The organism is Methylobacterium longum (assembly GCF_022179385.1).
Classification (GTDB): domain Bacteria; phylum Pseudomonadota; class Alphaproteobacteria; order Rhizobiales; family Beijerinckiaceae; genus Methylobacterium; species Methylobacterium longum.
This window is the reverse complement of sequence record NZ_BPQS01000034.1, coordinates 1-12,339: the sequence shown is the minus strand read 5'-3', so window position 1 is coordinate 12,339 and position 12,339 is coordinate 1. Positions and strand designations below refer to the sequence as shown.

The following is a 12,339-nucleotide window of genomic DNA, read 5'->3' as shown; positions in this document are numbered from 1 at the left end:
GGCATGCCGGCCGGGCGCCGGTGGCCCGGTCGCGCGGCACCCGAACCCGCGGCGATCCCGCGCGGCCGCCGCGGATCTCAGGCGCGACGGCGTGCGGCTGCCTCCTTCGGCGCCCGCGCCGCCCTGCCCCGCCGCTTCCCCCGCTCCGTGGGCTCCTGACCCTTGACCCCGCTCGACCGCGGCGCCCCCGACCCGCGCTGCGGCGCGGCGGCATGGGCATCGAGGAAGCGCCGGCACGCGTCGAAGTCGGTCTCGGTCTCCGGCGGACAGTTGATGCCGCGCGCCGCGGCGAGGCTGCGCGCATAGCCGAGCATCGCCGCGCTGGGGACGCGCGGTTGGCCGGGTTGGCCGGCGCTGTCCTCCGGCTGCGCGCGCGGTCCGGCATGGGCGTCGAGAAAGGCCCGGCAGACGCTGATGCTGCTCTTGCAGCCTCGCGGCAGGGTCACGCCCTTTCGGGCCGCCAGGCTCACCGCGAACGCCCTCATGGCCGGCGTCGGCGGCCGATCGTCGGCCTGACCGGGCGGGATCAGGCTCGGATCGAGGTCGATCGCCGGTGAGCGCGAGATCGCGGCAATCAGCTCGTCGAGGCGGGCGCGCGTGCGCTGCCGGAAGGCGTCGGCGCGCTGGACGGCCTCAGCACGCGTGGCCGCCCGGCCGATCTCGGCCAATTCCGCCTCGAACATCGCGCGCCCGACCGGATCGCCGTAGGCCGGGAACACCCGTCGCACCGCCGTGATGAAGGCCAGCCCGACCTCGGTGACCTCGATGGCGGGATCCTTGCCGTTCGCCAGCGCGATGTAGCGGCTCTTCAGGAGCTTGGGCAGGATCGTGTCGCGGGTCGCGGCCGTGCCGAGACCCTTGGGTTCGTTCGGGTTGACGGGGTTCTCCAGGGCTCGCTTCACCGCCGGATCATCCACTTGGTCGATCAGCCGTCCCATCACCACCGGCAGCTCGCCTCGGGTGATCCGCCGTGGCGGCTCGGTCATCGCGGTGACGATGTCGGCGCGCGCGGCCGAGGCGTCTTCGCCGTCGTTCACGTTCGGCAGGCGAGCGGACGGGGCCTCCGCCTCGCGCCGGGCCTTGCCGGGCACGAGGTCCGCCTCCGGCTCGGCCTCGCTGCCATAGACCGCGCGCCAGCCCGGCGCGCGTACGACGCTGCCGGACGTGGCAAACCGTTTCGGGCCGAGCGGCGTCCCGACCTCGGCCGCGACGCTCGTGCGGGCATCGATCCCGTCGGGGAGGTGGGCGGCGAGGTAGGCTTTCGCGACGAGCTCCCACAGCCGGAACTGATCGGCCGAGAGGCGGCCGCGCTCGGGGACCTTGCGCAGGGGCACGATCGCGTGGTGCTCGCCCGGATCCTTGACGTAATGCCCCCGCACACCCCGGCGGATCAGAGGCACGGCGTCCCGCGAAACCACGCTGCGCATGTCGCTCAGCACGGAAGCCACCGCGTCGATCACCGTCGCGGCGTCGGCAGCCTGCCCCTCCGGCAGGACCTCGGACTCGGTGCGCGGGTAGCTGAGGAAGCCCTGATCGTAGAGGTCCTGGGCGAGGCCGGCCGTGTGCTGCGGGTCCCAGCCGAACCGCTTGGCGCAGCGCCGGGCCAGGGTGTCCTTCGAGAACAGACGGGGCGGCGCCCGCCGCACATCCTTGTGCTCGACCGCCAGGGGACCCGACCACGCCGCTGCGGCGGCCCGGATCGTCTCGGCCACGGCCGCGTCGACGATCCGCTCCTTGGGCGCATGCCACAGGGTCAGCGCCGCACCGGACCGGGTGCCGAGATGCAGGGCGACCTTGAAGAAGTCCTGGGGCACGAAGGCGCGGATGCGGTCTTCCAGATCGGCCAGGATGGCCAAGGTGGGCGTCTGCACGCCGCCGAAGCGCCACGGCTCCCGGAAGGCGGGCGGACGCAGGCGCAGCGAGATGGCCCGCGTGCCGTTCAGGCCGAGGTGGTAATCCTCGTACTGCCTGCAGAGCGCTTCGAGGTAGGCGGCGTAGTCGCGCTCGCCTGACGCCGGCTCCTTGGCCAGGGCCGCGAAGGCGCGGCGGATCGAGACATCGTCGAGCGCGCCGAGCTTGAGCCGGTCGACCCGGCCCTGCCAGCCGAGGTGTTCCAGAACCTCCCAGGCGATCATCGAACCCTCGCGGCCGGGATCGGTGGCGATGATCACGCGCTCGACGCCGTGCAGGGCCTGCCGGATGGCGGCGATCTTCGGCTCGTGCGACTGGCCGGACCGGTTCGTGCCGGAGCTGACAGGAATCGTGGCGAGCACGATCGGCAGGGCGTCGAAGCGCCACGGCTTCCACTCGGGCCGGATGCTGCCCGGCTCCGCCGCCGCCAGCAGGTGACCCTCGGCGGCGACGCAGACGGTGTTCGGCGAACGGAAGAAGCGCTGCAGCTGCCGCATCGCCGAGGGTTTCTCGAAGAAGAACAGCGTGCGGCCGGAGCACGGAGGTGACATGTCGCTGCCCGCGAAGGCGCCCGCTGCACGCGGCCGCGCGTTCATATTTTGTTCCAAGTCCGCCGGACATGCAACCGGTGCCAGGGTCGTGGACGCGCCGGCTCGTGCCGAAGGGGCGTCGGCAGAGGCGTCGGCGGTGTCGCCCTCCGCCGGGAGCGGGAAAGGCCCCGCCGGGAACGGGAAGGGCCCTCGGGGACGGTCTCCGCATCCCTCGATCGGCGCGGGCGCCGACCGGGCGCGCGCGGCAGCCGCTCGGGACGTCCGGGGACTACGCCTCCAGGGCGAGCACCGCGAAACTGGCCAGCCAATGCGCCCCCATGTAGTGCACCGCCAGGTGCGGGAGGCTCGCATCCAGATGGCGTTCGGCCGCGTCCAGCATCGTCGGTCGGCGGGGATCGTCCGGCGGCAGGCCCCCGGCCAGGGCCCGCAGGCACCACGCCCGGCTCAGGTTCAGACCGTCGAGATGGGCGATCTTGCCGTCGCTGCGGTCCGTCACGACGGCCGGCGCGAACAGGGTCGCGGGCTGGCGATCGGCGAGGCGCGGCAGGAAGCGATCGAACCAGGGCCGGAAGCGCGCCGGCGGGAGGAGGCGGCGCATGCACTCCGCCTCGATCAGGGCGGGCGAGTGGAAGTCGTCGCCGCTCGGCTCGCCCCAGGCCGGGCAATCGACATCCGCGTCGTACCAAGCGTCCGCCGCGTCGATGAGGAGCCGGGCCAGAGCCGCGTCGCCCGTGCCCTCGGCATAGTCGAAGGCCATCCGCAGGCCGAAGGCGGTGTTGAAGTGGGTGCCGACCCGCACCGGATAGCGCGCGACGGGGAGGAAGTCCCGGAAGCGCTGGGCGAACAGGCCCGCGAGGGGCTCGAGCGCGCCGGACCATCGCGTCTCCGGCAGATGCGCGAGCGCGTCGGCGAGCTTGAGAAGCCACGCCCAGCCGTAGGGGCGCTCGAACCCCCGCGCGCCCGGCGCGGCGAGGTAGGCGCATTCGCCGGCGACCTTCGCGGGCGTCAGCTGACGATCGAACAGGGCGCGGATCGCCACCGCCTGGGCGCCCTCCGGAAAGCGCCGGAGCACGCGCGCCAGGAGCCAGTAGCCGTGCACGCAGGAGTGCCAATCGTAGCTGCCGTGGAAGATCGGGTGCAGCGCGGACGGCGTGCGGGCCTCCTCCGGTCCCGCCAGCACGTGGTCCGGCTTGTTCGGATATTCCCGGGTGACATGCCCGAGCGTGACGGCGGCGAAGCGGTCCGCGGCCTCGGCGGTCAGGGTGTGGCGCAACACGATTCTCCAGGCGGCGTCCGATCGGAACCGCGAGGGTGGCGCCCGCACGACGCGAGCGCCACCCGGTCAGCTCGAAGCACGGGCGTCACCCGAGGGGCATCCGTCTGGTCTCGACCTCGATCAGCAGCGTGAGCGCGGCGGCGAGGGCGAGCAGCGCGGCGAAGACACCGAGCGCGAGGCCGAAGCCGGTCGCGACCACCGGGGCCAGGACGGTCGGTGCGAGCAATCCCCCCAATCGTGCCGCCGCGCCGGCGCTGCCCATGCCGGTCGCGCGGAGTTGGGTGGGATAGAGTTCCGGCGTGAAGGCGTAGAGGGCGCCCCATGTGCCGAGCAGCGCGAAGCTCATCAGAAGCGTCGCCGCCGCGAGGAGGCCGACCGACGCCCCGAGGCCGTAGGCGAAGCAGCCGCTCGCACTGAGAAGCAGGAAGGCGATGAGGGTCGGGCGTCGTCCCCAGCGCTCCACCCCGTAGGCGGCGAGCGCATAGCCCGGCACCTGCGCGAGCGCGACCAGGACGAGGAAGGCCTCGCCGCGCAGGAAACCGAACCCTTGTCCCGCCAGCCGCACCGGCAGCCAGACGAAGACGCCGTAGTACGAGGCCGAGACGAGCAGCCAGACGGCCAGGATCAGCGCCGAGCGCCGCCGGAGGTCCGGACGGAAGATCGACCCGGCGGCCTCCGGCGGCGCGGGTGCTCCGGCGGCCTTCGCCAGCGCGGTCGCGCGGCCAGGGCGCCCGTTCGTCCGCGCGACCGTCGCGAGCACGGCGTTGGCTTCCGCGATGCGGCCGCGCCGCAGGAGGAAGAGGGGCGACTCGGGGATCAGGAAGCGCAGCCCGAGTCCGATCAGCGCCGGCGCGGCGGTGACCGCGAAGACGAGCCGCCACGCCTCCTCCGGGCGCGCCCCCTGCGCGGCGAGCGAGGCGAGCGCGAGCGCCACGGTGCCGACCGCCCAGAAGCCTTCCAGGGCCACCAGCCACCGGCCCCGCCGGTCGGCGGGCAGGAACTCGGCCATCATCGCGTAGTCCACCGGCAGCGTGCCGCCGACCCCGAGGCCGGTCAGGAACCGCAGGGCCACGAGCCAACCGAAATTCGGCGCGAAGGCCGAGGCGAGGCCGAAGGCGGCGTCGATCAGCACGGTCGCGATCAGGACGGGCCGGCGCCCGAAACGGTCGGCGAGGCGGCCGAACAGGAAGGCGCCGGCCAGCATGCCGAGGAAGAGGGCGGTTCCCGCCTGCAGCGCCTGCTGCACGGGGATGCCGAAGCGGGCGGCGATCGAGGGGGCGGTGAAGCCGATGGCGAGCACCTGCATCGCGTCCGCCGCCCAGACGAGGCCGAACACCGCGAACAGGCGCTTCTGGAACGCACCGACGCCGGTCGAGGCCAGCGCCGCGTCGTACGAGGCCGTGGTCATTCTCATCCCCCGAGCGGCCCATTCCCGGATCGGCCCATTCCCGGATCGGCAGGCCGCCCGTCACCGGCCGGACCGGCCGATCCGTGACGGCGCGCGCGATCCGGCGGCCGCGGCCCCGGGACGCCGCCCTCCGCGATCCGGCGACCGGACCCGCCTGAAGCACGGGAAGCCCGCACTTGGCTACGGTGTCGAACGCCTCGGTGCAGATCGCGCGGTGCCGATGCCCGTCGATCCGGTCATCGCGGCCCTCGGCGCGCGCGTCGCAACTAGACCCGGCGCCGTGCCCGATGGCCACGCGATCGGGTGCGGCCCTAGGCGGCGCGCACCCAGACCGCGGTGTCGTGGAAGGTGGCGCCGTCGTTGGGCGCCGCCGGTTGCGCGCCGATCAGCGTGTTGATCCCGCCGCCGCTGGCGAAGGCCGCGCTCGGCCACAGGCTCTCGACCACCACGACGCCGGGCTGCTGGCCCTCAGCGAGGCGGGCGTGCAGCCGCACCCGGCCGCGCACATTTCCGATCTCGACGGCGCAGCCCGTGGCGATCCCCAGGCGGGCCCCGTCCTCCGGATGGATCAGGCAGGTCGGCCGCCCCTCGCGGCGGATGGATTCCGGGACGTTGGTGAAGGTGGTGTTGAGAAACTGCCGGGCCGGCGGTGCGATGAGACGGAACGGGTGCTCCGCGTCGCCGGGCTCGGCCACGGGCCAGTGGTCGGGCAGGGCCGGCATGCCGGCCGAGCGGGGCCCCAGCGAAGCCCAGTCGGGGGCGAAGCGGAAGCGTCCGCCCGGATGGCCGAACCCCGTCAGGAAATGGCTCTCGGCGAAATCCGGCTGCGCGTCGATCCAGCCCGCCGCCTCCAGCCCGTCGAGGCCGCCCCAGCCGGACCGGGCGAGGGTGGCGTCGGCGAGGTCCCGGGCGTTCAGGCGGAAACCGGCATGATCCGCGCCGAGGCGGTCGGCGAGCGCACCGAGCAGCGCGTGGTTCGAGCGGCATTCCCCCGGCGGCTCCAGGAGCTTCGGTCCCGCCTGGATGTGGCTGTGGCCGCCGGCCCCGTAGATGTCGTCGTGCTCCAGGAACGTCGTGGCCGGCAGCACGAGGTCGGCGAGCGCGGCGGTCTCGGTCATGAACTGCTCGTGCACGGCCACGAACACGTCCGGCCGCGCCAGCCCCGCGCGCACCCGGACGCTGTCGGGGGCCGAGACGGCCGGATTGGCCGACTGGATCAGCATGGCGCGCACCGGCGGGCCGCCCTGCAGGGCGTCGGGATCGTCGTCCAGCACGGCGCCGATCCGGCTCATGTCGAGCTCGCGCACGCCGGGCGCCTTGACGTCGAGGCCCTCCGTCAGGGTCTTGTCCCAGTTGAAGATCGCGGCCTGCTGCCAGAGGGCGCCGCCGCCCGCGTGCTGCCAGGCGCCGGTGACGGTCGGCAGGCAGGTCACCGCGTGGAGGTTCACGGCGCCGTTGCGGGTCCGGGTGAAGCCGAAGCCGCAGCGGATGTAGCTGCGCGGCGTCGCGCCGTAGAGGGCCGCGAAGGCCTCGATCGCCGCGGGTTCGAGCCCGGTGATCGCCGCCGCCCATTCGGGGGTGCGCGACGCGAGATGGGCCTCCAGGGCCGCCGTGTCCTCGGCATGGGCGGCGAGGTAGGCCCGGTCCGCGTAGCCGTCGCGGAACAGGACGTGGAGGATCGCGCAGGCCAGCGCCCCGTCGGTGCCGGGCCGGGGCGCGAGGTGAAGGTCCGCGGCCGCCGCGGTGCCGGTGCGGTAGGGGTCGATCACCACCAGCTTGGCGCCCCGCATCTTGCGGGCGCGGCTGATGTGGCCCATCGCGTTGACCTGGGTGCTCACCGGGTTGCCGCCCCAGACCACGATCAGGTCGGACTGCGCCATCTCGCGGGGATCGGGCCCGGCGATCCGGCCGGTTCCGGCGCTCCAGCCCGCGATGGCGATCGCCGTGCAGATGGTGCGCTTGCGCCGCGAGTAGCCCATCACGTGCGTCAGGCGGTGGATGCCGTCGCGCTGGACGAGGCCCATGGTGCCGCCCGAATTGTACGGCCAGACCGCCTCCGGTCCCCAGCGCTCCGCGGCCTCCGTGAAGGCCGCAGCCACCCGGTCCAGCGCCGCGTCCCAGGTGATCCGCCGCCACTGCCCGCCGCCCTTCGCGCCGACGCGCTCCAGCGGGTGGAGGATCCGGTCGGGATGGTGGACGCGCTCGCCGTAGCGGCTGACCTTCGCGCAGATCACCCCCGCCGTGTAGGGATTGTCACCGCCCCGGACCGAGACGACGCGGCCGTCCGCCACCTGCACGTCGAGGCTGCAGGCGGAGGGGCAATCGTGCGGGCAGACGGTCCGGACCAAGCGACGAACTCCCGTGGCACCGCCAGGGATGATGCAAAGACCATGCGTTTTTCGAGGCGCTTCCGACGATTCGTGAGACGAGACCCGCACGACCTTGACCGACGGCCCGATGCGGCCGCTCATGGGGCCATGCCCGTCCGCCACCTCCCCCCGTCGGTCCCGTTCCGCCGCCCGCCGGACCCCCGCGGGGCGAAGCGCGCGCAGCGCGGCAGCCTGAACGCCCGCCTGAACACCCGCCTGCGCGGCCCAGCCCGCTGGCCCGCCGGCTTCGACCGGACGCTCCGCCCGTGACCGGCTGGCCGACGGCGACCGGCACTTTCGAACTCGGCGACCTGCCCCTGCAGTCGGGGGCGGTGCTGCCCGGCGCGCGCCTGCGGTGGAAGACGCACGGCACCCTCTCCCCTGCGCGCGACAACGTCGTGCTCTACCCGACGAGCTACGCGGCCCGGCACCCGGACCTCGAATGGCTGATCGGGCCCGACGCCGTGCTGGATCCGGGCCGCTGGTTCATCGTGATCCCCGACATGTTCGGCAACGGCCTGTCGTCGAGCCCGTCGAACACGCCGGGCTGGCCCGGGCTCGTCACCGCCTGGGACAACGTCCGCGCCCAGCGCCGCCTGCTCGTCGAGACCTGGGGGATCGAGCGGCTCCAGGCGGTCTACGGCTGGTCCATGGGCGCGCAGCAGGCCTATCACTGGGCCGCCCTGTTCCCCGAACAGGTCGCGCGGGCGGTGATCAATTGCGGGAGCGCCCGCACGGCCACGCACAACCGCGTCTTCCTGAAGGGCCTGATGGCGGTGCTGGAGGCGGCCCCCGAGCACCGCGGCGCGGGCCGCTTCGCGGCCGAGCCCGCGGCCGCCCTGCGGGCTTTCGGGCGGATCTACGCGGGCTGGGCGCTCAGCCAGGACTTCTACCGGGCGGACCTGCACCGCACCGCGCTCGGCGCGCCGGACCTCGACACCTTCCTGCGCACCGACTGGGAGGAGCGCTTCGCCCTCCGGCCCGCCGCCGACCTCTACGCGCAGCTCTGCACCTGGGATGCGGGCGACATCAGCCGCGACCCGCGCTTCGGCGGAGACCTCGCGCGGGCGCTGGGGGCGATCACGGCCCGGCTGCTGCTGATGCCGGGGGAGACCGACCTCTACTTCCGCGTCGCCGACAACGCGGCCGAGCTGCCCCACCTGCGCGATGCCCGGCTGCTGCCGATCCCGAGCATCTGGGGTCATCGCGCCGGCAATCCCTCGGGCAATCCGGCCGACGCCGCCTTCCTGCGCGACACCGTCCGGGCCTTCCTGGCCGCATCGGACGAGTTGCCCCCGCGCGCTCCCTGATCGCTCCCTGAACGTCGCCGCGCGGGACAGGCTTGCGGCGCGGGGGCTCGGACGCCGTCGCCACGCCCGGCCGGGCGGATCGGCCATGCGCCGATCAACGGGCCTCACGGCCGACACGACGCCCCGCCCCTCCCCCGTGCACGGCAGACCTGCCGTGCGCGGGGGAGAACCGAAGCGGCCGGCCGCGTTGGACCGGGAGGCGCGCCCGCGGAGGCGCGGTCGCACGGAGGACATGATGGAATACAGGCAGTTCGGACGCTCCGGCCTGACCGTGCCGGTGCTCAGCTTCGGCACCGGCACCTTCGGCGGGACGAACCCGTTCTTCGAGCGCTGGGGGCAGACGGACGTCGCCGAGGCCACCCGGATGGTCGATCTCTGCCTCGCCTCCGGCGTCAATTTCTTCGACACGGCCGACATCTACTCGGCCGGCGCCTCGGAGGAGATCCTGGGACAGGCCCTCAAGGGCAGGCGCGAGCGGGCCCTGATCTCCACCAAGGCGACGTTCCGCTTCGACGCCGATCCGAACCAGGTCGGCTCGTCGCGCCACCACCTCGTCCGCGCCTGCGAGGCCAGCCTGAAGCGGCTCGGGACCGACCATATCGACGTCTACTTCATGCACGGCTTCGACGCGCTCACCCCCGTGGACGAGACGCTGCGCGCCCTCGACGATCTCACCCGCTCGGGCAAGATCGGCTATATCGGCGCCTCGAACTTCTCGGGCTGGCAGCTCATGAAGGCCCTGGCCACCTCGGAGCGCTACGGGCTCGCCCGGTACGTGGCCTACCAGGGCTACTATTCCCTGATCGGCCGGCATTACGAATGGGAGCTGATGCCGCTCGGGATCGACCAGGGCGTCGGTCTGATGGTGTGGAGCCCGCTGGGATGGGGCCGTCTCACCGGCAAGATCCGCCGCGGCCAGCCCAATCAGAGCGGCCGCATCGCCGCCGGCGGCGCCGAGGGCGGGCCGCCGGTCTCGGACGCGTACCTGTTCGGCGTGGTGGATGCGCTCGACGCCGTGGCGGCCGAGACCGGCAAGACGGTGGCGCAGGTGGCGCTCAACTGGCTCCTGACCCGGCCGACCGTGTGCAACATCGTGGTCGGCGCGCGCACGGAGGCGCAGCTCGAGCAGAACCTCGGGGCGCTGGGCTGGACCCTGACGGCCGAGCAGGTCGGCCGCCTCGACGCCGCGAGCCAGGAGACCCCGATCTATCCCTACTGGCACCAGAAGGGCTTCGACGAGCGCAACCCGAAGCCGACCGCTTGGTGAGGGACCGCCCCCACGGTTTCGGGGCGCGACCGGCCTATGCGCGATCGGCCTGGGCGATCGCCCTGGATACGGCGGCAGGGAGCGCGCGGGCGATCGGCAGACGGGGCCGATGCGAAGAACGGTTCCACGGCGGTCGGTCTGGGCGTAATCTGGCTTCGAATCGCCACCGCGGCCGTGGTGGCTGTGCGCAAAGGGGTGAACCATGGGCTTGCTCGCCTTCATCCTGATCGGTGGTCCGTGGGTGGCTGCAACAGCGTGGCTGTGGCACCGCGAGGGAGGCCTCGAGGCGTCGCGTCGCGCCCTGCACGGGGACGCTATCAGCGGTCGCTGACGGTCCGGCGCGGCCCGGGGAGCGACGGCCGCGCCGGTCGACGACCCCGGCCGCCGACGGTGTCCGAAGGGCGGGGCTGATCCGCCGCGTCACCCCGGCGCGGGTTGCCGCATGGCAGGCTCCCGCCTCTTGCCCGCCCCCTGCCCGCCCCTCGCCGGAGATCGACGGCCGGGCGGGATGGCAGGGTGGCCCCGCGCCGTCATGCGCTGGCCCGAGACGCGGCCCATCGGCCCCGCATCGGGCGATCCGGCGCTGCGGATCGCCGCCCCGGGGAGCGCGTGTCTCACGACCGCGCCCCGCATCGCGGGGATGTCGCGCAGGGCGAAGCTTGCCGTGCGGCCGTGCCGGAGGGCGAGGATCCCCGGGCCCGATCACCGGGGGCGCGTCAAAGATGTACAGCACCGTCGCGGACCTTGGCCGCACGTCCCGGTGCTAGCCAAGCATGCTGTTCCTCTACGGTCTCACCATCCTCGCCGGCATCGCCAACGCGATCCAGCCCGGCCAGAACGCGACGCTGTCCAAGTCGCTCGGCCTGCCCGTCACGGCGGGGCTGATCACGCTGCTCGTGAGCACGGCCGCGTTGCTGGTCGGCGGCCTCGCCCTCGGCAAGCTCGAGATTCCGACGGGCCAACAACTGACGACGGTGCCCTGGTGGGCGTGGTTCGGCGGGTTCTTCAGCGTCCTGCTGATCCTCGCCCAGCTCTACGCCTCGCCGGCGATCGGCGCGGCGTCGTTCCTGGGCATCATCGTGACGGTGGGCGTCGCCTTCTCGATCGTGCTCGACCATTACGGCTGGGTCGGCTTCGCGGTGCATCCGGCGAGCCTGTGGCGCATCCTCGGCGCCGTGCTGATGGTCGCGGGCGTGGCGATGGTGGCCCTGTTCTGACCGCGCGCCACGGCAGCGTCCGCGGAACAGCCGGCGATGGGCCTCGAAACGCGGGAGGCCCGCTTCCCGGCGATGGAAACGGGCCTCCCATGGTGCGGCTCAGCGTGGTGCGGCTCAGCCTCGCCAGCTCAGCGTGGCTCGCGGTTCACTAGAACCCGCGACGCCCATAGCCGTAGCCTCGGCCGTAGCCGCGACCATAGCCGTAGCCGCGGCCGAAGCGGGGGCCGCCGTGGAAATGTCTGCCGTAGCCGAGGCCCCGACCGCCGTAGAAGCGGCGTCCGTAGTGGGGACGGCCGTAGCCACCATAGCCGTACTGCACCGTCTCGACGGTCGTCGTGGCCTCAGGGATCGCTCCCACGCCGATCTGCGCGGCCGAGGCAGGCAGGGGCGTCAGGAACAGTCCGGCGGCAAGCAGGCCGGTCGTCAGCGATGCGATCTTGAGCAAAGGGTCTCTCCTCATGGAGCCGTGATCGGGCCGTGTCGGCCCTGGCGGCTGTCGACGGCAACACGGGGGATCGGCCGTCGTTCCTGGGCCTCTGGATCCCGGATACCTCGGGAGCGGTCGGGGTCCGCCGGCGTGCCGGGTGCGCGCCACGCGCTGCGACGGGCCGGCCGGTCCCACCTGTGGCGCGCCCGCAACACCGGGCGGGCAGCGCTGCGGCGGCTTGCAACCAATGCGCCGCTGAGATGTTGTGGCGCCCGGCCACGTAAATCTCGCTGTATTGCGGTCGTCGAACGCACGTTAATCGACGGTTTACTATGTCGATCCGGTCAATATGGCTTGGTGTGTCCGTAAAACTACAGCCAATTTCGTCAGGGATCGGTAGCTTTATCGTCAGATCGAAACGTTGGACGGACCCCGATGACCAAGCTGCTGACTTCACTCGCCGCCTTCACGGCCCTGACCGCTGCCGCCTCGGCCGCCGACCTGCCGCGCCGGGCCGCCCCGCCGCCGGTGTTCACCCCCGTCCCGGTGTTCACCTGGACCGGCGCCTACTTCGGTATCAACGCCGGCTACGCCTTCGACGCC

Annotated in this window: 8 protein-coding genes; 3 read left to right on the top strand and 5 right to left on the bottom strand. The window is 73.1% G+C overall.

The genetic code is table 11. The annotated features are described in order from the left end of the window. Positions 1-77: 77 nt before the first annotated feature. The 4 genes from MFF58_RS22485 to MFF58_RS22470 all read right to left on the bottom strand — a co-directional run bounded on the left by MFF58_RS22485 (position 78) and on the right by MFF58_RS22470 (position 7,494). Entirely contained in the window at positions 78-2,507 is a 2,430-nt protein-coding gene (locus MFF58_RS22485) for a type IA DNA topoisomerase (protein ID WP_238291208.1), read from the bottom strand. Between the two features lie 223 nt (positions 2,508-2,730). Next, positions 2,731-3,735: a DUF2891 domain-containing protein gene (locus MFF58_RS22480; RefSeq protein WP_238291207.1), complete on the bottom strand. Its 1,005-nt coding sequence runs from the start codon at positions 3,733-3,735 to the stop codon at positions 2,731-2,733. 88 nt (positions 3,736-3,823) lie between these two features. Next, complete coding sequence (locus MFF58_RS22475; protein ID WP_238291206.1) at positions 3,824-5,146, bottom strand: MFS transporter; 1,323 nt, start codon at positions 5,144-5,146, stop codon at positions 3,824-3,826. A 311-nt stretch (positions 5,147-5,457) separates the two neighbouring features. Further along, on the bottom strand, positions 5,458-7,494 hold the full coding sequence (locus MFF58_RS22470) for a molybdopterin-containing oxidoreductase family protein (protein ID WP_238291205.1): 2,037 nt from the start codon (positions 7,492-7,494) through the stop codon (positions 5,458-5,460). A gap of 287 nt (positions 7,495-7,781) precedes the next feature. Here MFF58_RS22470 and MFF58_RS22465 point away from each other — a divergent pair, with 287 nt between their 5' ends. The 3 genes from MFF58_RS22465 (at position 7,782) to MFF58_RS22455 (ending at position 11,309) form a co-directional block, all read left to right on the top strand. Beyond that, a complete protein-coding gene (locus MFF58_RS22465) occupies positions 7,782-8,825 on the top strand; it encodes an alpha/beta fold hydrolase (protein WP_238291203.1) in 1,044 nt (347 codons plus the stop codon). Positions 8,826-9,060: 235 nt separating this feature from the next. Beyond that, entirely contained in the window at positions 9,061-10,092 is a 1,032-nt protein-coding gene (locus tag MFF58_RS22460; RefSeq protein ID WP_238291245.1) for an aldo/keto reductase, read from the top strand. Positions 10,093-10,865: 773 nt separating this feature from the next. Beyond that, a complete protein-coding gene (locus MFF58_RS22455; protein WP_238291202.1) occupies positions 10,866-11,309 on the top strand; it encodes a DMT family transporter in 444 nt (147 codons plus the stop codon). A 148-nt stretch (positions 11,310-11,457) separates the two neighbouring features. Here the strand turns inward: MFF58_RS22455 and MFF58_RS22450 are convergent, their stop codons facing one another. Beyond that, positions 11,458-11,754, bottom strand: a complete 297-nt coding sequence (locus MFF58_RS22450; RefSeq protein WP_238291201.1) for a hypothetical protein — start codon at positions 11,752-11,754, stop codon at positions 11,458-11,460. Positions 11,755-12,339 lie beyond the last annotated feature (585 nt).